The organism is Flavobacterium frigidimaris, from assembly GCF_002217275.1.
In the GTDB taxonomy this organism is placed as follows: domain Bacteria; phylum Bacteroidota; class Bacteroidia; order Flavobacteriales; family Flavobacteriaceae; genus Flavobacterium; species Flavobacterium aquidurense.
In genome coordinates, this window is sequence record NZ_MUGV01000029.1 from 41365 (window position 1) to 63013 (window position 21649).

The 21649-nt window shown below is 33.0% G+C and carries 19 protein-coding genes; 8 read left to right on the forward strand and 11 right to left on the reverse strand.

Annotated elements, in window-relative coordinates; all coding sequences use genetic code 11:
- Position 1 precedes the first annotated feature (1 nt).
- Together B0A65_RS16625 and B0A65_RS16630 are read left to right on the forward strand one after the other, a co-directional pair.
- Positions 2-2461 carry a TonB-dependent receptor plug domain-containing protein gene (locus B0A65_RS16625; RefSeq protein ID WP_074659584.1) on the forward strand — a complete coding sequence of 820 codons (2460 nt, stop codon included), beginning with the start codon at positions 2-4 and terminating at the stop codon, positions 2459-2461.
- Positions 2462-2611: 150 nt separating this feature from the next.
- Positions 2612-3334 (forward strand): CREC-EF hand family protein, encoded by a 723-nt coding sequence (locus B0A65_RS16630; RefSeq protein WP_074659585.1) that lies wholly within the window; start codon positions 2612-2614, stop codon positions 3332-3334.
- A 197-nt stretch (positions 3335-3531) separates the two neighbouring features.
- On the opposite strand, the gene B0A65_RS16635 is transcribed toward B0A65_RS16630, so the two are convergent.
- The 5 genes from B0A65_RS16635 to B0A65_RS16655 form a co-directional block, all read right to left on the reverse strand.
- Entirely contained in the window at positions 3532-4233 is a 702-nt protein-coding gene (locus B0A65_RS16635; RefSeq protein ID WP_074659586.1) for a hypothetical protein, read from the reverse strand.
- A 112-nt stretch (positions 4234-4345) separates the two neighbouring features.
- Entirely contained in the window at positions 4346-6175 is a 1830-nt protein-coding gene (locus B0A65_RS16640; protein WP_074659587.1) for an ABC transporter ATP-binding protein, read from the reverse strand.
- Positions 6176-6514: 339 nt separating this feature from the next.
- Entirely contained in the window at positions 6515-8242 is a 1728-nt protein-coding gene (locus B0A65_RS16645) for a phospho-sugar mutase (RefSeq protein ID WP_074659695.1), read from the reverse strand.
- 125 nt (positions 8243-8367) lie between these two features.
- Positions 8368-9315: a glycosyltransferase family 2 protein gene (locus B0A65_RS16650; protein ID WP_074659588.1), complete on the reverse strand. Its 948-nt coding sequence runs from the start codon at positions 9313-9315 to the stop codon at positions 8368-8370.
- Positions 9316-9323: 8 nt separating this feature from the next.
- Entirely contained in the window at positions 9324-9854 is a 531-nt protein-coding gene (locus B0A65_RS16655; RefSeq protein ID WP_074659589.1) for a DUF4199 domain-containing protein, read from the reverse strand.
- A 248-nt stretch (positions 9855-10102) separates the two neighbouring features.
- On the opposite strand from B0A65_RS16655, the gene B0A65_RS16660 reads away from it, so the two are divergent.
- The 3 genes from B0A65_RS16660 (at position 10103) to B0A65_RS16670 (ending at position 13767) form a co-directional block, all read left to right on the forward strand.
- On the forward strand, positions 10103-10354 hold the full coding sequence (locus tag B0A65_RS16660) for a type B 50S ribosomal protein L31 (protein ID WP_059116365.1): 252 nt from the start codon (positions 10103-10105) through the stop codon (positions 10352-10354).
- A 359-nt stretch (positions 10355-10713) separates the two neighbouring features.
- Positions 10714-11889, forward strand: a complete 1176-nt coding sequence (locus B0A65_RS16665) for a GlmU family protein (RefSeq protein WP_074659590.1) — start codon at positions 10714-10716, stop codon at positions 11887-11889.
- A 243-nt stretch (positions 11890-12132) separates the two neighbouring features.
- Positions 12133-13767, forward strand: a complete 1635-nt coding sequence (locus B0A65_RS16670; protein WP_074659591.1) for an ABC-F family ATP-binding cassette domain-containing protein — start codon at positions 12133-12135, stop codon at positions 13765-13767.
- Positions 13768-13844: 77 nt separating this feature from the next.
- Here the strand turns inward: B0A65_RS16670 and B0A65_RS16675 are convergent, their stop codons facing one another.
- Positions 13845-14129, reverse strand: a complete 285-nt coding sequence (locus B0A65_RS16675; RefSeq protein WP_074659696.1) for a GNAT family N-acetyltransferase — start codon at positions 14127-14129, stop codon at positions 13845-13847.
- A 302-nt stretch (positions 14130-14431) separates the two neighbouring features.
- Here B0A65_RS16675 and B0A65_RS16680 point away from each other — a divergent pair, with 302 nt between their 5' ends.
- Positions 14432-15091: an alpha/beta hydrolase family protein gene (locus B0A65_RS16680; protein ID WP_074659592.1), complete on the forward strand. Its 660-nt coding sequence runs from the start codon at positions 14432-14434 to the stop codon at positions 15089-15091.
- A gap of 262 nt (positions 15092-15353) precedes the next feature.
- On the opposite strand, the gene B0A65_RS16685 is transcribed toward B0A65_RS16680, so the two are convergent.
- On the reverse strand, positions 15354-15869 hold the full coding sequence (locus B0A65_RS16685; protein ID WP_074659593.1) for a hypothetical protein: 516 nt from the start codon (positions 15867-15869) through the stop codon (positions 15354-15356).
- 166 nt (positions 15870-16035) lie between these two features.
- On the opposite strand from B0A65_RS16685, the gene rpmH reads away from it, so the two are divergent.
- Both rpmH and carB read left to right on the forward strand, forming a co-directional pair.
- The gene (gene rpmH, locus B0A65_RS16690; RefSeq protein WP_008464848.1) at positions 16036-16197 is read left to right on the forward strand and encodes a 50S ribosomal protein L34; all 162 of its coding nucleotides are present in this window, start codon (positions 16036-16038) and stop codon (positions 16195-16197) included.
- A 146-nt stretch (positions 16198-16343) separates the two neighbouring features.
- Complete coding sequence (gene carB, locus B0A65_RS16695; protein ID WP_074659594.1) at positions 16344-19199, forward strand: carbamoyl-phosphate synthase large subunit; 2856 nt, start codon at positions 16344-16346, stop codon at positions 19197-19199.
- Positions 19200-19269: 70 nt separating this feature from the next.
- On the opposite strand, the gene yiaA is transcribed toward carB, so the two are convergent.
- From yiaA to B0A65_RS16720, 4 genes are all read right to left on the reverse strand, one after another.
- Positions 19270-19668: an inner membrane protein YiaA gene (gene yiaA, locus B0A65_RS16700; RefSeq protein WP_074659595.1), complete on the reverse strand. Its 399-nt coding sequence runs from the start codon at positions 19666-19668 to the stop codon at positions 19270-19272.
- Positions 19669-19680: 12 nt separating this feature from the next.
- Positions 19681-20355, reverse strand: a complete 675-nt coding sequence (locus B0A65_RS16705) for a TIGR02117 family protein (protein ID WP_074659596.1) — start codon at positions 20353-20355, stop codon at positions 19681-19683.
- A gap of 204 nt (positions 20356-20559) precedes the next feature.
- Positions 20560-21102 carry a DUF4252 domain-containing protein gene (locus tag B0A65_RS16715; RefSeq protein WP_074659598.1) on the reverse strand — a complete coding sequence of 181 codons (543 nt, stop codon included), beginning with the start codon at positions 21100-21102 and terminating at the stop codon, positions 20560-20562.
- Positions 21103-21104: 2 nt separating this feature from the next.
- A complete protein-coding gene (locus tag B0A65_RS16720; RefSeq protein WP_026984096.1) occupies positions 21105-21632 on the reverse strand; it encodes a DUF4252 domain-containing protein in 528 nt (175 codons plus the stop codon).
- Between the last annotated feature and the right edge of the window lie 17 nt (positions 21633-21649).

The window sequence follows — 21649 nt, forward strand, 5'->3', positions numbered from 1 at the left end:
TTTGAGCCATCGTAAGTTAATATTTGTTTTTCTTTTTCTATGCAGCTGTGTTTCATTTGCTCAGAATGCACATGTAAAAGGTATTATTTTAGATCAGGAAAATCGTCCGGTTTCAGATGTAAATATTACGGCTTCAGGAAGTGTTGCACAATCAGATTCAAATGGTTTTTTTGAAATTGAAATACCTTCAAACAAGAAAGTGTCCCTGATCTTTACTCACATTTCTTTAAAAATGATGAGCCTGACAGTGAGTTTAAAATCGAATGAAATTTTTGTTTTTAATCCTGTAATGAATAACTCTGAAGAACAGATGGGAGAGGTGTTTGTTTCTTCCAAAAATAAAAAACGTGTTCAGGGAATTACTACAATAGATGTCGCGACGATCAAAAAGATTCCCGGAGCAAATGCCGGAATCGAAAATATTCTAAAAACGCTGCCTGGTGTAAATTCTAATAATGAATTGAGTACGCAATATGCAGTTCGTGGTGGCAATTACGATGAAAATTTAGTTTATGTAAATGAAGTAGAAGTCTATCGTCCGTTTTTAATTCGTTCAGGCCAGCAAGAAGGATTAAGTTTTACAAATACTGATTTGGTTCAGAATGTTGATTTTTCGGCTGGAGGATTTGAAGCTAAATTTGGTGATAAATTATCATCAGTTTTAGATATTACCTACCGAAAACCAACTCAGTTTGGTGCCGCTTTTGAAGCCAGTTTGCTGGGCGCAAGTGCAGCAGTAGATTTGGTGTCTAAAAATAAAAAATGGTCAGCAGTAACTGGAATTCGCTATCGAAACAATAGTTTACTTGTAAATAGTCAGGATACACAAACAAATTATACGCCAACATTTGCAGATATTCAAACGAATATTACTTATGATATTTCTAAAAAATGGCAAATGAGTTTTTTAGGAAATATTTCTCAGAATAAATATTTGTATCAGCCTTTAACACGAGAAACCAGATTCGGAACAATAGACCAGCCAATGAAGCTTAATGTTTATTACGAAGGACAGGAAAAAGATCAATATGATACTTATTTTGGTGCCCTGAAAACAACTTACAAAGTTGCTCCGGATTTTACTTTAAAATTAATTGGTTCATTATTTCATACAACAGAACAGGAACATTTTGATATTTTGGCGCAATATCGTTTAGGAAACGTTACAGATGAAGGAACTCCAGATGCAATTGATTTCACGCGTGGAATTGGATCGCAGCTGAATCATGCCCGAAATGATCTGGATGCCTTAATTGCAAACGTGGAGATAAAAGGTTTTAAGGAATGGAAAAATGACAGCCAGTTAGAATTTGGTTTAAAATATACCAGAGAATCCATTCGTGATCGAGTGGCAGAATGGGAAGTTATTGATTCTTCAGGATTTTCTTTAAATCCTCCATTGGTTATTTTGCCAAAAAATAATCAACCTTATCAACCGTATAACGGACCACTTTTGCCTTATCAGAATGTTCGTGCGACAAATTTTAATACGGTAAACAGAATTGTAGGTTACGCACAATGGAATCAGAAAACAGCAATTGGTTCAAGCCAGGTTTGGTATCATGTTGGTGCCCGTTTTCAAAATTGGACTGTTTCCGGAGCAGCGGTTGAAGGTAAAAATCAGACGGTTTTTAGTCCGCGTGCGCAATTTGCTATAAAACCGGATTGGGACATGGATATGGTATTTAGAGTTTCAGGAGGAATTTATTATCAACCACCTTTTTACAGAGAGCTTCGTGATATGAATGGAGTTGTAAATCCGAATGTGAAGGCACAAGAATCTGTTCATATCGTTTTGAGCAATGATTATAATTTTAAAATGTGGGATCGACCTTTTAAATGGGTTACGGAAGTCTATTATAAATCACTTTCGGATGTAAATGTATATTCTATTGACAATGTCCGAATTCGCTACATAGCAAACAACAATGCAACAGCCTACGCCCAAGGTTTGGATTTTAGATTGAATGGAGAATTTGTGCCGGGAACAGAATCCTGGGTTAGTTTTGGTTACTTGAAAACCGAAGAAAATTATGAAAACAGAGGTTATATTGCCAGACCAACAGATCAGCGTTTAAAATTCGCTATGTTATTTCAGGATTATATGCCAAATATTCCAAGTGTGAAATTGTATCTGAATTTGGTTTACAATACAGGTTTACCAGGAGGAGCGCCAGCTTATTCAGATCCGTATTTATATCAAAACAGACTGAATGATTACAGAAGGGCAGATGTTGGTTTTGCTAAAGTTTTTGTTGATGCCAGTACCAAAACTGCTAAAGCAAATTGGTTAAAAGGCTTTAAGGAATTATCTGTTGGATTAGAGATTTTTAATCTTTTCAATAATCAAAATGCAATTACGAATACATGGGTTCGTGATGTGTATTCTAAAAATCAATATGCTATTCCAAATTATATGACTTCAAGAGTTTTTAATGTGAAAATTAATGCGAGGTTATAAAAACGATTTAAAGTAAAATGAATTTCAGCAATAAGGAAACAGTTTCTTGCGTTCTAGAAGTAAGGTAATAATGCCATTTTGAGAAAATTCAATAACAATAAATAATACAATCAAAAATACTATATTTGATATTCCAATATAATCGCATAAATGAAAAACTATCTAAAATATATCGCCTTAGTAATCATCGGAACGGTAATGAGTTGTAAAGATGAAGCTCAGAAGCCGAAAGTAATTTATGATGCTTCAAATAAGGCAAAAGTGTTAACTAAAACAGATTCTACCCAGATAGAAGTGGCTGATTTGCCAATTCAGATGGAAGGAACGAATTATTTAATTCATCCTGTTGGAGATTTAAGAGTTTTTGAAAAAGGTTCAAAAGCACGTTACGGATCGTCGAGTGTAAATGATGTGAGTTTTACTATTTCAAACCTGGGTGAGTATGAAATTACAGGTTATTTGCAAAATTTGAAATTTCAAAGAGTTGATTCTGATTCTATTCGTCCTCTTTCTGATAAGCCAGTTTTAATTTTAACTGCGACTTACCTGAAGACAGTTGCAGACCGAACTCAGAACAAAATCATGGTCTACACTTTAACAGATTCTGATACCAATAAAGATGGTAAAATTGACACAGGTGATATTAAAACATTGTATTTGAGTGATATTAGTGGAGAGAATTTTACAAAAGTTTCTTCAGATCTTCAGGAATTAGTAGATTGGAGTTTAATCGAATCTAAAAATCGTCTGTACTTTAGAACAATTGAAGATACTAACCAAAATGGACAATTCGATAAAAACGATGTTTTACATTATAACTACATTGATTTAGCTTCTAAAAAATGGGAAGTTAAAAATTATAAACCTATCTGAGGTTCTAAGGTGCTGAGGGACTAAGATTCTAAGGTTTTAAATGTTTATACATACAAAAGCCATTTGAAAATTTATATTTTCAAATGGCTTTTGATTTTTTAATAATCTAAAAAAAGAAATCCTTTTTAATTCTTTAACCTGGGGCAAAAAACTCAGAACCTTAGTATCTTAGAACCTTAGTAGCTTTAAAAAAAAATCTAAATCAAAATATCGCTTTCCAGATCTGATTTCTCGATTTCGAAACCAAATCCCAATCGTTCTACCAATTCAATAACGAGCTTTTTATACCAGTTCTCCGATTTTGGATGAATGTATATTTTTTCAATTAATTGATTAATATCAACATTGATTTTCAATCCGTCATTTAATTTGATGCTGCTTTTTGAAGTATCAGTAATGATGCGGACTTCACGCTCATACTGAAAGCTTTTTCGCTTAAACAAAAACGGAAAAAATAAATCATCAAACGGAATGTATTCTTTTTTATAATCAATGTAATTGACCTCGCCAATATACTGATCAAAATTATTTTCAGGATTCAATGCTTTTTGCATTCTCCCAATCGTTGACTGAATCGCTAATCCTTCACTATTTTGTGTGAAAATCTGCCACATGGCAAACGATTCATATTCATTGATATGCCAGCTGCTTATAGCAACTTGTTCGCGCTGTGTTTTGTAATATTTCAGGAAATCCGGATTGTTGATAGCAAGCTTCTTGATCTCTTCAAATGTAGGTTCACTAAAGGTGCCTTCATACTGATCTTCAAATTTATCAGAGCGAGACATGAATAATTTTTTCGAAAGCAGTAAATCAAGAAATTTAGATAAGTCAAGGTATTTCCATACAATAGTATCGGGGTCGTCTGGAAGTTTTATGTTTGGATTATTAAGATACATTTTTTAGAAAATTAAATAATCTACATAAAGTTAGAAAATTAAACACAGATTAAAGAAATTAAATATAGTTTTAATATTTCCTTAATCTGTGTTAGTGAGATATTTTTAGTCTTTATGATTCGAAAGACTGCATTGTAACCAATTTGTTGTAAGTGCCGTTATGTGCAATTAATTGATCATGTGTTCCTTGTTCAACGATTTTTCCTTTATGCATTACAAAGATCACATCTGCTTTCTGAATTGTAGAAAGTCGGTGGGCTATTATAATCGAAGTTCTGTTTTGCATCATATTCTCTAAAGCAATCTGAACAAATTTTTCACTTTCAGTATCCAATGCAGATGTAGCTTCGTCTAAAATCATAATTGGAGGATTTTTTAATACCGCTCTGGCAATAGATAAACGTTGTTTTTGTCCGCCTGAAATTTTGCTTCCACTGTCTCCAATATTAGTATAAATTCCTTTTGGCAGATCTTTTACAAACTCATAAGCATTAGCGATTTTTAATGCTTCGATGATTTCATCGTCAGTAGCATCTAATTTTCCTAATGAAACGTTTGCTTTTATTGTGTCATTAAATAGAGTGATTTCTTGTGTAACCAGTCCTATTAAATTTCTAAGCGAGTACAAACTCATGTTTTTGATGTTAATTCCGTCAATAGAAATTGTTCCTTCGTTTACATCATAAAAGCGAGTTAATAAATTCGCAATTGTACTTTTTCCGCTACCAGATTGTCCAACCAAAGCAACAGTTTGTCCTTTTTTAATTTGAAGAGAAAAATCTTTTAGAATACTTGCTTCTTCATATTTGAAATTGATATTTTGAACGTCGATACTATTATCAAAAGTTGTTTTTTCGATTGCATCAGGTTTTGAAACAATTGGATTTTCCTGATCTAAAATTTCAAGAACACGTTCTGCAGCAGCATTTCCTCTTTTTACTCCGTATGAAGCTTTAGATATTGCTTTTGCAGGTGTCAGGATATTATAAGCTAATCCCATATAGGCAATAAATGAAGGACCACTCAACGTTTTGTCAATCAAAACCATTTGCCCTCCATACCATAATAAAATAGCAATAACGGTAATTCCCATAAATTCACTCGCAGGAGAAGCTAAATTCTGGCGATTACCAATACTATTTGATAATATAAAAAAACGTTCAGTTGAATTTTGAAAAACCGTATTAAAGTAGTTTTCAGAATTATATCCTTTTACGACTTTCAATCCCCCAATAGTTTCTTCAATGGTAGATAAAAAAGCGCCTTGTTCTTGCTGTGCTTTAGTCGATTGTTTTTTCAGTTGTTTTCCAATTAATGAAATAATATAACCGGATACCGGAATAAAAATAAAAACAAACAGCGTTAGTTTGGTGCTAATAATTAGCATCGTTGTTATAGTAAAAACGATAGTTAAAGGTTCTTTTACAATAAGTTCCAATATGGCTAAAAATGAGTTTTGAACCTCATTTACATCAGCAGAAATTCGGGAAATAACATCTCCTTTTCTTTTCTCAGAATAAAAAGCTAAAGGAAGTTCCAGTGTTTTTTTATATAACGCATTTCGCATATCTTTTAAAACACCATTTCGCAAAAAAGTAATGAAAAACATAGCTAAATAATCTGCTAAGTTTTTTAATAAGAAGATTGAAATTATAATCGCTACCATTATAGATAAAATGTAGCCCGGATCATGATTACCTTTTGTGGTAGTGATGTAATAGCTCAAATAATCCTCGCCATATTGTTGGAGTTTTAAAATCCCCTGATATACTGGTTTTACTTTTCTAGCCTTTGTTTGGTCAAATAATACCTGAAGCATTGGTATTAAAGCAACAAACGAAAGGGTGCTAAAAAGTGCATACAAAACATTAAAAAAGATGTTTAAGAATGCATATTTTTTATACGGATATATAAAAGGAACTATTTTTTTGAAATTACTCATTTATTTTTTGATGTTATTTTCTGCTAGAGCAATGGCTTTTTTCAACTTTTCCAGCAATAATTTTTTTTTCAGGTAATTGGATTTAATAAGCTGAAATTTTGATTTGGTAATCATTATCAAGCATTAAAAAATTAATTTGTTCTGGAGATTTTTCACTGCACAAAATTAATCCAATTGGTTTGTTTTTGCTTTTTTTTTGCTTTTTTTTAATAAAAAAACTCTAATTTACATTATTTCTAAACGTAAATTAGAGTTCTAAATATTTAGATATACTTAATTGTGCACACAATGTGTGCACAATTGTAATTTGATTATAAAGAGTTTATCACTCATTATGTTTTATTTCAATTGCATATCTGCAATGATATTTTGTATTTTCTGATCTAAGAAACTTTCGGCTGCATCAAAATTTTCAACTGAATCTAATTCTGCATTTACGCTGATATAGAATTTGATTTTTGGCTCAGTTCCACTTGGTCTGGCACAAATTTTAGAACCATCTTCAGTATAATAAATCAATACATTCGATTTCGGAATATCCATTACAGATTCTTCGTCGGTCAATAGATTTAATGCAATAGATGAGTCGTAATCTTCAACCATAATCACACGTTGCCCGTTGATTTCTTTCAAAGGATTTTTACGTAAATCAATCATCATCTGATTAATTTCCTGTAAACCTTCCATTCCTTTTTTGGTCAGTGAAACCAAATATTCTTTGTAAAAACCATTTTCAACATAAAGTTGTAAAAGTTCTTTATAAACACTGCTTCCTGCAGCTTTTGCCTGAGCAGCAACTTCGCAAATCAATAAGGTAGCAGCAACCGCATCTTTATCTCTAACAGCATCACCAACCATAAAACCAAAGCTTTCTTCGCCACCTCCAATAAATTGAAGTTCCGGGAAATCTTTAATCATTTTAGCAATCCATTTAAAACCAGTCAAACCAACTTTGCATTCAACACCATAACTTGTTGCCAATTCCATTATCATTGGAGTCGAAACAATTGTAGAACCAACGAATTGTTTTCCATTAATTTTTCCGGCTTTTTTCCATTGTTTCAATAAGAAAGAAGTCATTAAAACCATGGACTGATTTCCGTTTAATAAAATCATTTTGCCATCGTTATTTCTAACAGCAACTCCTAAACGATCACAATCAGGATCTGTTCCGACAACAATATCTGAATTTGTTTTATCAGCCAAAGCCAAAGCCATAGTCAAAGCTTCCGGTTCTTCAGGATTTGGCGATTTTACCGTTGGAAAATCTCCATCTGGAACAGCTTGTTCTGGTACAATATGCACATTTTTATAACCTGCCTGCGATAAAGTATCCGGAATAGATTTTATTGAAGTTCCGTGCAATGAAGTAAATACAATCTGTAAATTATCTTTTGCTTCAGCCGGAGTATTAAAACTGGCATTTTCAATAGACGATTTTATAAAAGCCTTGTCGATTTCAGTATCAATATATTTAATTAAGCTTTCGTTTGCGTCAAACTTAATTTTATCGTAGCCTAGATTTTCGATTACATTAATAATTGCAGCATCCTGAGGAGGTACAATTTGTCCGCCATCTTCCCAATATACTTTGTAGCCATTGTATTCCGGTGGATTGTGTGAAGCTGTAAGAACAATTCCACATTGACAACCTAAATATTTTAGGGCAAAAGATAATTCAGGAGTAGGTCGTAAATCTGAAAACAAATAAACCTGGATTCCGTTTGCAGAGAAAACATCTGCTACAACTTTAGCAAGTGTGTTGCTATTATGACGACAATCATAAGCAATAACAACCTTTAAGGGCTGGTTTGGAAAAACTTCGTGTAAGTAATCAGACAAACCCTGAGTATTTTTTCCAAGCGTATATTTGTTAATTCTGTTGTTTCCAACACCCATTACACCGCGCATTCCGCCAGTTCCAAATTCAAGATTTTTATAGAAGCTCTCTTCAAGTTCTTTAGGTGACGTTGTCATTAATTCTTTAACTGCTGCTTGTGTCTCTTTGTCAAATGTAGGAGTCAACCATTCGTTTACAGCATTCAGTATATTAGGTGCTATATTCATCATTCGTATATTTTTATATTTTAATAATAATTTTCAGGAGCTATTCCTGCTGTCCTTCCAAATCTTTTGTTTTTTAAAGAAAAAAGCAAAAGGATTTTCCCTCCCATCAGGGCTAGGGGTTTATGTTAAAAATTAACCTCTCGGGCAACCTTATAACGTGCTTCGTTACTTTTGGTCCTCAAAATAATTTCACCAAGAAAACCTGCCAAAAACAATTGCGTTCCTATTATCATCGATGTTATTGATAAATAGAAATGAGGTCTTTCAGTGATTAAACGGCTTGTTTTATGGATAAACAATTTGTCGATTCCTAAGTATAAAGCTAATAAAAATCCAATCATAAACATAATGGATCCTAATAAACCAAATAAGTGCATTGGTCTTTTTCCGAATCTTGATAAAAACCAGATCGTAATCAAATCAAGAAAACCGTTGATAAAACGATCCATACCAAATTTGGTTTCTCCATATTTTCTGGCCTGGTGAATTACCACTTTTTCTCCAATTTTATTAAAACCGGCATTTTTAGCCAAGACCGGAATGTATCGGTGCATTTCTCCTGATACTTCTATGTTTTTTACAACCGTATTTTTGTAGGCTTTTAATCCACAGTTAAAATCATTTAATTCAACTCCCGATGTTTTTCTGGCAGCCCAGTTAAATAATTTTGAAGGCAGATTTTTTGCCACAACAGAGTCGTAGCGTTTCTTTTTCCAGCCTGAAACCAAGTCAAATTTTTCTTTGGTAATCATTTCAAACAATCCGGGAATTTCATCCGGGCTGTCTTGCAAATCGGCATCCATTGTAATAATGACATCCCCTTTTGCTTTTGCAAAACCAGCGTGTAAAGCCTGGGATTTTCCGAAATTTTTCATGAAACGAATTCCTTTTACATTAGGATTCTCATTTGAAAAACTTTCAATAATATTCCAGGAATCATCCGTACTTCCATCATCTACAAAAATGATTTCATAAGAGTAATTATTAGATTGCATCACTTTAATAATCCACGAATAGAGTTCTTTCAGTGATTCCTCCTCATTAAGAAGCGGTATAAGTATAGATAAATTCATTTATTTTTTTATTCTTGTGTAGTTTTGCTTTTAAAAAATGCTGCGAAAATTAAACCAAAAATGGCGCTGATTACAATTGCAAAAACAGATCCTTTTATTAACTCTAAAGTTGAATAGGGGTTGCTTAACTTCATTTTTGCAATAGCCTCATTAATAGCTGATGCCGGAGTTCCAAATTTTTGCATCATCCCAACTGTATATTTAATCATTAATTCGCTTAAAGTGTCTTTTGCGCCAGGGTCAATAACATTAAATAGAATAATATTAAAAAAAGTCGAAATCAGAATCCCAATTACTGCAGCAATAAAATAAGTAGTAAAAGCTTCTTTAAAGCTAAAAATGCCATTTAATTCTCTCTTTGTTTTAGAAAGTAAAATGATAGAAATAGTTAAGCTAATAGCAATACCTAATAATCCCATCCACCATGCTGTGAACAAATTTAAATCAACCGCATATATTGTTGCCGTTATTAAAGCAGATGCAATTCCAATCATTACACCGTAAGTAATCCCATTCTTTTTTATAACTTCATTAATCATATTTCTATATGTTTTAAAATTAATCCACAAATATAGCAATTCCCAATATAATCGAAGAGAAAAAAAGCTTTTTGAATTTTACTAAAAAAAATGAGCTAAATGTTTGTTTATTAAAAAAGAATTGTAAATTTGCACACTCAAAAATAATTAAATTTTTAAACAAAAAAGAGTAGCCTTTGTTTACACCTTTTTCTAACCATGGAAAAGCTTCAAAATAAAATTGCTCTAAACAATAAATAAAAGAAAAGATGAAAAAAGGAATTCACCCAGAAAATTACAGATTAGTTGCATTTAAAGACATGTCAAATGACGAAGTTTTTATTACTAAATCTACTGCAGATACAAGAGAAACAATTGAAGTTGACGGAGTTGAGTATCCAGTTGTAAAAATGGAGATTTCTAGAACATCTCACCCTTTTTATACTGGTAAATCTAAACTTATCGATACTGCAGGACGTATTGACAAGTTCAAAACTAAATATGCAAAACACGCTAAATAATAATAGCTGTTTTATTCATACAAAAGCCTTCCAATTTGGGAGGCTTTTTTTGTGTTGTAAAATTTAACCGCAAAGTGCGCAAAGATTTTTTGTCTGGCACTATGTTGGAAAAATACAAAGTTCAAAGCTTTATAAATTTAGCTTTGCGAACTTATTTTTTTTTAAAACTTAATTATAAAAACTTTGCGCGCTTTGCGGTTAAATGATCATCAATATAAAATCACAATATTACTGCTAACCAAAAAAAACAATTATTTTCTTATTTTGAATAAAGGGCTTTTTAATCAAACCCATAAATATTTGTAACTTTGGCCTCGATAACCAAATCAAGATTTTAACAAGTACCAAATATTTTATTTATGAATTACATTCTTTTTGACGGTCCCGTTCGGAATGCCTTATTACCTTTTACATTTACAAGACCAGTGGCCGATATATTAATCGGAATAATGACTATTCGTCAAAAATGGGAAGCGCGTTTAGGTTCTACTATAACCACTATTACAGAGGATTATCTGTCTGTAAAATTTCCGATGGTGGAAATGGAAGAAAATGTAATGATCAATGCTGCGTATTTGCCAAATGATGTGCTTGCTGAAATGGTTTCTGATTTAAAAGAAAATCAGGCCATTTTTAAAGGAGAAGATGTAATTGCTTTTTTTACAACTGAAAATCAGGAAGAGGTTGATTTCGATTCGTATGAAATCATCCAATATAATGACGATTGTTTGACAGTTGAACATACCTGGGATATTTTTTCTAAAAATGATGCTGCCATTCGTGCAGATTTTGCTTTCTTGACAGAAGACAGAAAATCACAGCCAATTCCAAAAAGTGTAAATGTTATTGCTCCTGAGAATGTTTTTATTGAAGAAGGAGCAAAATTAGAGTTTGTAACGCTGAATGCTTCAAATGGTCCTATATATATAGGTAAGAATTCCGAAATTATGGAAGGAACCGTAATTCGCGGCCCTTTTGCTTTATGCGAAAATGCGATGGTAAAAATGTCAGCTAAAGTTTATGGAGCGACAACCGTTGGACCTGGATCACGTATTGGAGGAGAGGTTAAAAACTCAGTTCTTTTTGCCAATTCAAATAAAGGACATGAAGGTTTTCTGGGAGACTCTGTTTTAGGAGAATGGTGTAATATTGGTGCAGACAGTAATAATTCGAACCTGAAAAATAATTACGAAGAAGTAAAGTTATGGAGTTACGAAACAGAAGGTTTTGCTAAAACCGGACTTCAGTTTTGTGGTTTGATGATGGGAGATCACAGTAAATGTGGAATCAATACGATGTTTAATACAGGAACTGTAGTAGGAGTGAGCACTAATATTTTCGGAAGTGGTTTTCCTCGCAATTTTGTTCCGAGTTTTTCCTGGGGCGGTGCGGCAGGATTTACAACTTATGTAACTAAAAAAGCTTTTGAAACTGCAAAACTTGTTATGGGACGCAGAAATATAGATTTTAATGAAACAGAATCAGCGATCTTAGAGCACATTTTTGAAGAAACGAAAAAATGGAGAAAGGATTAATTAGATAATTAGTCAATGTGCCAATTAGATAATTTTAGCAAGCCCGACAGGTTTTTAAAGCCTGTCGGGTTTTGTTTTGTTATGAATTTAAAAATTATTTAATTGGCGCATTGGCACATTATCTAATCCTTGAAATTATCTAATTATCTAATTGCCAAATTATCTAATTAATCTATCTTTGCACCACGAAAAAATAGGTAGTCAAATAAACGATTAACCGATTAAACAAATTCACAGAGAGTAATGATTACAGTTAACGATATTTCGGTTCAGTTTGGTGGAACTACATTATTTAGCGATGTTTCTTTTGCTATAAATGAAAATGATAAAATTGCCCTTATGGGTAAAAATGGTGCGGGAAAATCGACACTTCTAAAAATAATTGCTGGTCAAAGCAAACCTTCTACCGGAAGTATATCGACTCCAAAAGATGCTGTTGTGGCTTACTTGCCTCAGCATTTATTGACTAAAGACGGTGCTACTGTAATGGAAGAAGCGTCAAAAGCTTTTGGTGAGATTTTTAAAATGAAAGCTGAAATTGACGAAATCAACGAGCAATTAACTGTTCGTACTGATTATGAAAGTGATGCTTATATGAAGTTGATTGAAAGAGTTTCGGACTTAAGCGAGAAATTTTATGCAATCGAGGAAGTGAATTACGAAGCTGAAGTAGAGAAAATTTTAGTTGGTTTAGGTTTTGAACGTGAGGATTTTACTCGTCAGACTTCTGAGTTTTCAGGAGGATGGAGAATGCGAATCGAGCTGGCAAAAATCCTTTTGCAAAAACCGGATTTAATTTTGCTGGATGAGCCAACCAACCATATGGATATCGAAAGTATTCAGTGGTTAGAGGAGTTTTTGCTAAATCAGGCTAAGGCTGTTGTGGTGATTTCGCATGATAGAGCTTTTGTAGATAATATCACCAATCGTACCATTGAGGTTACAATGGGAAGGATTTACGATTATAAGGCGAAGTATTCTCATTATTTAGAATTAAGAAAAGACCGTCGTATACACCAACAAAAGGCATATGATGAGCAACAAAGAATGATTGCTGATAACAGGGCTTTTATTGATCGTTTTAAAGGAACATTTTCTAAAACAGATGCAGTTCAGTCTCGTGTTAAAATGCTTGAAAAGTTAGTTATTGTTCAGGTTGATGAAGTAGATAATTCGGCATTAAAATTAAAATTCCCGCCAGCAGCACGTTCAGGGCAATATCCTGTTGTGGTAAAAGATTTGTCTAAATCGTACGGAGATCATGTGGTTTTTAAAGATGCTAATATTGTTATTGAAAGAGGACAAAAAGTAGCCTTTGTTGGTAAAAATGGTGAGGGAAAATCGACTATGATCAAAGCGATCATGAAAGAAATTGGTATCGATGAAGGAAGTGTTGATATTGGTCACAATTCTCAAATTGGATATTTTGCGCAAAATCAGGCTTCGTTATTAGATGAAAATGCTACGATTTTTGAAACGATTGATAATATTGCTGTTGGTGACGTTAGAACGCAGATTAAAAATATTTTGGGCGCTTTTATGTTTCAGGGTGATGATATTACCAAAAAAGTAAAAGTACTTTCCGGAGGAGAAAAAACCCGTTTGGCAATGATTAAATTATTATTAGAACCGGTAAACTTATTAATTCTGGATGAGCCTTCGAATCACCTTGATATGAAAACTAAGGATATTATCAAAGACGCGTTGCGTGATTTTGACGGAACATTAATTTTGGTTTCTCACGACCGTGATTTCCTTGACGGATTAGCAACGAAAGTTTTTGAATTTGGAAACAAAAGAGTAAAAGAACATTTTGAAGATGTTGCTGGTTTCTTGGCACATAAAAAAATGGATTCTATGAAAGAGATCGAAAAATAATCTCTCAGTCTGTATAAAACGAAAAAGCACAAGTTAATTCTTGTGCTTTTTTTATTTAGTGGAGAGAAATTGTGAAATTAAATTCTAATTCCCGGAGGAAGTAATTCCTTGTACTTTGGGTTTTTCTTGATAAAAAGTACAATTTTTGGATGAATTGGCATTAGTTTGAACTTCTTTTCAATGACAATTTCCATGATGCTTTTGAGTAACGCATTAATCAATTCTTGATTTTCAAAACCTTCGGGAGTGTTAATTTTGGTTAGGAAAATTTTCTTTTCCTGAAATGAGTACTCAACAGAAATTAGTCCTTCAGGGGTTATGGTCTCAAATTGTCTTGCGAAAGTGTTGTCTTTGATTTCCATAATTGTTTCAATAGGTTCCATAATTTGACATGTTTTTGTAGGTTAAAAATGTTAATATAGATTAGGGTTTTAACTCGTTCAAAATTCTTTTAAAGAAGATCGAATGCGAATTATTTGGCATACAAAGGTAATCATTTGATTCTCAATATGAAATTATTTTTTTAAGTGACCGCGTAATACTGTTTTTGTAATTTTATTTGTTTTAATATCGAATTATGGTGTAAGATTTGCTGTGCATATTAGTAAAAAAAGTAAATTTAGCTTGAAATTAAAAACCGTAATTAAAATTCCTTTTCTACCAAATGAGTAAAATTCCTGTATATTTTATGCCTGGTTTGGCAGCAAGCTCAACCATTTTTGAAAGAATTAAATTAGATGAATCTGTTTTTGAAATGTGTTTGTTGGAGTGGGAGATTCCAAATCCTAAAGAATCATTATCTGATTATGCACTGCGAATAACCAAAAACATCAAACATGAAAATCCGGTTTTGATTGGTGTTTCTTTTGGTGGAATTCTGGTTCAGGAAATGGCAAAACATATTCAGGTTCGGAAAATAATCATTATTTCGAGTGTTAGAAGTAATACGGAATTCCCAAGAAGAATGAAAATCGGAAAAACTACAAAAGCTTATAAGCTCATTCCGATGAAGTTAATTTTGAATATTGAAAACCTTGCGAAATATTCTTTTGGGGAAAAAATCAATAAACGTATTAAGCTGTATGAAAAATTTCTTGCGATGCGAGATCTTAATTACCTGCAATGGGCTGTTGAAAATGTTATTTTATGGGATAGAGATCAGCGTGATGAAAATGTAATTCATATCCATGGCGATAAGGATGATGTTTTTCCTATAAAATATATCAAAAGTTGTATTATCGTAAAAGGAGGAACACATGTTATGATTCTGAATAAATACAAATGGCTGAATGAGAATTTGCCTTCGATTATATTGGAAGATTAAGATTTTTAAGCAGTTAAAAAAATAAACCTTCTTGTGAAAATGAGCGCCCTAGCCCCGATGGGAGGGAAAATCCTTTTGTGCCGGTCCCGATAGCTATCGGGAGGCGCAAAAGATTGGAAGGAACAGCGGGATCAGCTTCTAAAAATCTCAATAATTATTCTCAATCAAAAATCTAAAATCTAAACTCAGCAATCTAAAATAAAAAAATCCCAAACGCCATTAATTGGAATTTGGGATTTTAAATATTGTAATTTAAAGAAGTTTAGATTTTCTTCATTTGCTCTTTCATCATTGTGATTTGTTCTTTCAGTATACCTTGTTTGTCTAATTTCTTAGCTTCATTCAGTAAATTAGTTGCTTCAAGCTTTCTTCTGCGTGACATTGCAACTCCTGCAAGGTTTAATTTCGCTACAGCTAAATCCATGTCCATTGATAGTCCAAGTTCGATTGCTTTTTTGAAATGTTTCTCGGCTTGATTTATATTTGTTTGAGATAACATGATTCCGTGAAGGTAATTAAAGTATCCTTGTTGTTTTCTTACTAAGGCAGTTTCCGGATTTTTAATGTAGGTTAGCCACTTTTTAGCACCTTCAAAGTCTTGTTTTCTTAATTTAAGGAAGGCTAAAAGGATAAATTCGTTTTTAAAATAAAGAAAAATGGGAATTGCAGTCAATAATATAAGGAAAATACCATTCCCGATATTGCTCTCTGTAAATTGCCAAATGCCAGCAACTACAAGAAGTCCGGCTAAAATAAGTTTAATATTTTTGTTAAACATAATAGATGTATATTTGAGATTGCAAATATAGTAAAATGAATTAAAAATATTTTTATTAAAGTACTTGCCAGAAAAAAAAGTCTTTGTATATTTGCACTCGGTTTTAGAATAACGATATTCAAAAACAGAAAAGAGATATTAGATACCATTTTAAAGATACAAAGCAATGAGCAAAAGAACGTTTCAACCATCGAAAAGAAAAAGAAGAAATAAGCACGGATTTATGGACAGAATGGCTTCTGCGAATGGAAGAAAAGTTCTGGCGCGTAGAAGAGCAAAAGGAAGACATAAATTAACTGTTTCTAGCGAGCCTAGACACAAAAAATAATGTTTGTATAAACATACATAAGGCGATTACTTTTTTAGTATCGCCTTTTTTTATACCTTGTCGGTAAAAAAGCTGCAACGTTCTAGTTTAGAATACACTACGAATGTTTTTTAAAGTACTTTATATAACTACACAATACAAATACAATGCCTAAAGACACATCAATAAAATCAGTTTTAATAATAGGATCAGGACCTATTGTTATTGGTCAAGCTTGCGAATTCGATTATGCAGGATCTCAATCTGCACGTTCTATTCGTGAAGAAGGAATTGAAGTTATTTTGATAAACTCAAATCCAGCGACTATTATGACCGACCCAACTATGGCGGATCATGTATATTTGAAACCATTAACTACAAAATCGATTATTGAAATTCTAAAGGAACATCCACAAATTGATGCTGTTTTGCCAACAATGGGTGGTCAGACTGCTTTGAATTTATGTTTGGAAGCTGAAGAAAAAGGAATTTGGCAGGATTTCGGAGTGAAATTAATTGGGGTTGATGTAAATGCAATTAATATTACCGAAGACAGAGAGCAGTTCAAACAACTTTTAGAAAGAATAAATGTACCAACTGCACCTGCAAAAACGGCTACTTCTTACCTTGAAGGAAAAGAAATTGCTCAGGAATTTGGTTTTCCACTTGTAATTCGTCCTTCGTTTACTCTTGGAGGAACCGGAGCAGCGATAGTTTATAAAAAAGAAGATTTTGATGAGCTTTTAACACGCGGACTTGAAGCTTCTCCAATTCACGAAGTTTTAATTGATAAAGCTTTAATGGGATGGAAAGAATACGAGTTGGAACTTTTAAGAGATAAGAATGATAATGTTGTAATTATCTGTTCGATCGAAAATATGGATCCAATGGGAATTCATACCGGAGATTCGATCACGGTTGCACCAGCAATGACTTTGTCTGATACAACTTTTCAAAAATTACGTGACTATGCGATCTTGATGATGCGTAGTATCGGAAATTTTGCTGGAGGTTGTAACGTACAATTCGCAGTTTCACCAGACGAAAAAGAAGATATCGTTGCGATCGAGATTAATCCTCGTGTATCTCGTTCATCAGCTTTAGCATCAAAAGCGACGGGTTATCCAATTGCTAAAATTGCTTCTAAACTGGCTTTAGGGTACAACTTAGATGAATTGCAAAATCAAATTACAAAATCGACTTCGGCTCTTTTTGAACCAACTCTTGATTATGTAATCGTGAAAATACCACGTTGGAACTTTGATAAATTCGAAGGTGCTGACAGAACTTTAGGACTTCAAATGAAATCTGTTGGTGAGGTAATGGGAATTGGGCGTTCGTTCCAGGAAGCATTACACAAAGCGACTCAATCTTTAGAAATTAAAAGAAATGGGTTAGGAGCTGACGGAAAAGGATATAAAAACTACGAACAAATTATCGAGAAACTAACTTTTGCAAGTTGGGATCGTGTTTTTGTAATTTATGATGCAATTGCAATGGGAATTCCGTTGAGCCGTATTCATGAGATCACAAAAATCGATATGTGGTTCTTGAAACAATACGAAGAACTATATACTTTAGAAAAAGAAATTTCGAACTATAAAATTTCAAATCTTCCTAAAGAATTGTTACTTGAAGCGAAACAAAAAGGTTTTGCCGACAGACAAATCGCACACATGATGAATTGTCTGGAAAGTGAAGTACATACTTTACGTATGGAAAAAAATGTGAACCGTGTGTTTAAATTGGTTGATACTTGTGCAGCAGAGTTTAAAGCGCAAACGCCTTATTACTACTCTACTTTTGAAGCTGAAATCGAAAAAGCAAATGGTGAGCGTTATGTAGATAACGAAAGTATTGTTACGGATAAAAAGAAAATCATAGTTCTGGGTTCAGGGCCAAACAGAATTGGACAAGGAATTGAGTTTGATTATTCTTGTGTGCACGGAGTTTTGGCTGCAAAAGAATGTGGTTACGAAACGATTATGATCAACTGTAATCCTGAAACGGTTTCGACTGATTTTGATACAGCAGATAAATTGTACTTCGAACCGGTTTTTTGGGAACATATTTACGATATTATTCAGCATGAAAAACCAGAAGGTGTTATTGTGCAGTTAGGTGGGCAAACAGCTTTGAAATTGGCTGAAAAATTATCGAAATACGGAGTAAAAATTATCGGAACTAGTTTTGATGCACTTGATTTAGCAGAAGACAGAGGACGTTTCTCTGATTTATTGAGAGAATTGCATATTCCTTTCCCACAATTCGGAATCGCAGAAACAGCTGATGAAGCTTCTGCCTTAGCAGATACTTTAGATTTTCCATTATTGATTCGTCCTTCTTATGTATTAGGAGGTCAGGGAATGAAAATTGTAATCAACAAAAAAGAATTAGAGGAGCACGTTATCAACTTATTGAAAACGATTCCAGGTAATAAATTGCTTTTAGATCACTATTTAGCAGGAGCAATCGAAGCTGAAGCAGATGCGATTTGTGATGCTGATGGTAATGTTTACATCATCGGAATTATGGAGCACATCGAACCTTGTGGAGTTCACTCCGGAGACAGTAATGCTACATTGCCTCCTTTTAACTTAGGAGAATTCGTAATGCAACAGATAAAAGATCATACATATAAAATTGCTAGAGCTCTTAAAACGGTTGGTTTGATTAATATTCAGTTTGCGATTAAAGATGATACGGTTTATATTATTGAAGCAAATCCTAGAGCTTCGAGAACAGTACCTTTTATTGCAAAAGCTTATGGAGAGCCTTATGTAAACTATGCTACAAAAGTAATGTTGGGTCATAATAAAGTAACTGACTTTGATTTTAATCCGCAATTAAAAGGATACGCGATAAAACAACCAGTTTTCTCTTTCAGTAAATTCCATAATGTAAACAAAGCATTAGGACCAGAAATGAAATCGACTGGAGAAAGTATCTTGTTTATTGATGACTTAAAAGATGATCAATTCTATGAATTGTACTCAAGAAGAAAAATGTATTTGAGTAAATAATCTCAAATTCTGATATAAAAAAAGCTCCAATGAAAATTGGAGCTTTTTTGTTTTTGTGCAATTCTAAAATTTACTCAGCTTGATTGAAGCTCATATTATCTCTTGTATTTTTTTGTACCGAAATAGCGCCAAATAATGCTAATAAAAAGGCAAATGCATAGAAACCTTTTTCGCTTGGTGAAATAGTAGCATTCCAAAGTCCAACGGTTAATAATACAATTGACAATAATGTTCCGAACCAGCAAATTCCGTAATACATATCCGTTACGGGAAGTTTTTCAAGTCTGTCTCTTACACTTTTTTGTAATGAAACAACAGCAAAAAGGCCAAACATTAAAACGGTAAAGTAATATCCTTTTTCGTTTAATAGCATTTCTGCTCTTGCAAGGCCAACAATATATCCAACCATTCCAGCTCCAAGAGCTACCCAAGATGCCGCTATAAAGGCATTCGAAGTTTTTTGTACCATAATAATCTAAGTTTATTTATATTTCGAAAAAATTCCTGAATCGGTAGCAGTCCAAAAACAACATTTTTGACCACTTATTTTTAGACCGCTATTTGCCCATGTATTGCATGTATGAAACAAGCTGTAGCTTCCGGTGGCTTCATAGAAAGCGTCGGTTTTACCATAATTTGCATTTGTCTTTATGTTTAAGAAACTTCCAGAAGCATCTTTTTGGAAACTTTCAGAGATATACTTTATTAAACGGTTGTATTGCGCTCTGCTAATCATTATTTTTTTACAATCGTCACCTTCTTTTAAGTTTTTGTAGTAAGTTGCATGAATTGCAGTTGTACTTAAGCCCGATGCAGCTTTGAATGCTACAGATGCTTTTAAGTCAGACCATTCAGGTGTTTCCAGGTAAAAACCTTTGTCTCCCCAACCCATGGCAATATATTTGTAAGTTGAATCTGCAGCTTTAGTGTTTTCAAATTTTACTTGTTTGCTCCAGTCGATCTGATCAGTTTTGGTAGGCATTACAATATCCGTATGCACACCATTTGTTAAAATGTATATTTCGACTTCGGGTTTTGTTTTAGGTTCTTGATTTACGGTTATTTTTGAAAGAGAAAATGCAACTATTAGGTATAGTAAAATAAAACCTAAGAAACCTAGAAATATTTTAAGTACAATTTTTAATGCTTTTTTCAATGTTTTGTATTTTTGGTTTTAGCTTGTAAGTCTTGTTATTTAGTAAGTTTTGGACAATAAATAAAATTTTGCCACGTGCAAATATACTTAAATTCACTTCCAATAATTTAAAACATACTAAAAAAATTATTAAGTATAATCTTTCATTTAATATCAAAAAAAAAGCCCCAAATATTTGGAGCTTTTCTTGTCTAAGTAAGATGATTATTTTTTATTAACCAATTGCTGCAAAGGCTTCAATTGTTCCATGTCAATTTTTGATTCTTTCAAAACAGACATTAAGGTCATGATATTATTCGGATTCATATTTTTTCCTAAAACACGAACTACTGCAAAACCATTTTCCTTTCTGTTGGCAAAAATCACAAATTCTTCAATGTTTTCATCCGTGCCAACGTAACTTATCGAAGCGCCATCTTTACCTGAACCAAAAGACATTAATTTTTGGTATTTTGGATCCTTTAAAATAGCTTTAACTTTTGTTCTTTCTGTTTCAAATTGCGCCTGATTTGTAGCATTTGCTTTGAATGCCAGGATGTTCATTTTGTCAAAAGAATTTAAAGCTTCAGTCTGTGCTGCTGTTAATTTCGATTTTTCAACGTTTAAAATAGTTGGTGAAATATCCAGAGCGATAAAATTCTTATTTTCTGTATTCTGTACAAAATATTTCTGTAATGAAGGTTCAGAATTACAACTTATCAAAGTAAGTAATACTAAAATGGCCGTGGTAAAAACATTTAGTTTCATGATTATTTTTTGCCTTTAGAGGCTTTTTTTAAGTCAGAACCTCCAGGAAGTTGCATTTTATCTGTTAGTACCGAGATTTCGTTGATATCAAAATTACCTGTTAAAGATAGTAAAACCGTTTCGTCACCTTTAGCTCCGTCAACGTACATTAGTAATTCTCTTACCTGCGAGTCTGTTGCTCCTGATTTTACGGATATTTTTACGTTTCTGCCACCGTCATTTATCCTCATTAATTCTTCTAAACCAGCAGTTTTAACATATTTATCTGCTGAGGCTTTCATTTCAGCTTCGATTTTAGGGTTTTTTGTTGTAAACACTTTTAGGTAGTCTAATTTTTTAATCAGACTGATGTATTGCTGCATTTCTTTATCAGAAGCGTCAACTTTTACTTTGCTCATTAAATCGAACATTTTTTTGTTTACAATTACTGAGGTTACATCGTCCTGACCATCAAATTTATCAAATGCTCCCTGAGCATAAAAAGCGGTGCTAACGAATGCGAAAACTAGTGTTATGATGAAATTTTTCATTTTTTTTGATTGATTTA

Excerpts from the sequence above, each read along its gene's own strand:
- B0A65_RS16630 (WP_074659585.1), top strand. The coding sequence starts at position 2,612 with ATGAAAAACTATCTAAAATATATCGCCTTAGTAATCATCGGAACGGTA.
- B0A65_RS16635 (WP_074659586.1), bottom strand. The coding sequence starts at position 4,233 with ATGTATCTTAATAATCCAAACATAAAACTTCCAGACGACCCCGATACT.
- B0A65_RS16640 (WP_074659587.1), bottom strand. The coding sequence starts at position 6,175 with ATGAGTAATTTCAAAAAAATAGTTCCTTTTATATATCCGTATAAAAAA.
- B0A65_RS16645 (WP_074659695.1), bottom strand. The coding sequence starts at position 8,242 with ATGAATATAGCACCTAATATACTGAATGCTGTAAACGAATGGTTGACT.
- B0A65_RS16650 (WP_074659588.1), bottom strand. The coding sequence starts at position 9,315 with ATGAATTTATCTATACTTATACCGCTTCTTAATGAGGAGGAATCACTG.
- B0A65_RS16655 (WP_074659589.1), bottom strand. The coding sequence starts at position 9,854 with ATGATTAATGAAGTTATAAAAAAGAATGGGATTACTTACGGTGTAATG.
- B0A65_RS16660 (WP_059116365.1), top strand. The coding sequence starts at position 10,103 with ATGAAAAAAGGAATTCACCCAGAAAATTACAGATTAGTTGCATTTAAA.
- B0A65_RS16665 (WP_074659590.1), top strand. The coding sequence starts at position 10,714 with ATGAATTACATTCTTTTTGACGGTCCCGTTCGGAATGCCTTATTACCT.
- B0A65_RS16670 (WP_074659591.1), top strand. The coding sequence starts at position 12,133 with ATGATTACAGTTAACGATATTTCGGTTCAGTTTGGTGGAACTACATTA.
- B0A65_RS16675 (WP_074659696.1), bottom strand. The coding sequence starts at position 14,129 with ATGGAAATCAAAGACAACACTTTCGCAAGACAATTTGAGACCATAACC.
- B0A65_RS16680 (WP_074659592.1), top strand. The coding sequence starts at position 14,432 with ATGAGTAAAATTCCTGTATATTTTATGCCTGGTTTGGCAGCAAGCTCA.
- B0A65_RS16685 (WP_074659593.1), bottom strand. The coding sequence starts at position 15,869 with ATGTTTAACAAAAATATTAAACTTATTTTAGCCGGACTTCTTGTAGTT.
- rpmH (WP_008464848.1), top strand. The coding sequence starts at position 16,036 with ATGAGCAAAAGAACGTTTCAACCATCGAAAAGAAAAAGAAGAAATAAG.
- carB (WP_074659594.1), top strand. The coding sequence starts at position 16,344 with ATGCCTAAAGACACATCAATAAAATCAGTTTTAATAATAGGATCAGGA.
- yiaA (WP_074659595.1), bottom strand. The coding sequence starts at position 19,668 with ATGGTACAAAAAACTTCGAATGCCTTTATAGCGGCATCTTGGGTAGCT.
- B0A65_RS16715 (WP_074659598.1), bottom strand. The coding sequence starts at position 21,102 with ATGAAACTAAATGTTTTTACCACGGCCATTTTAGTATTACTTACTTTG.
- B0A65_RS16720 (WP_026984096.1), bottom strand. The coding sequence starts at position 21,632 with ATGAAAAATTTCATCATAACACTAGTTTTCGCATTCGTTAGCACCGCT.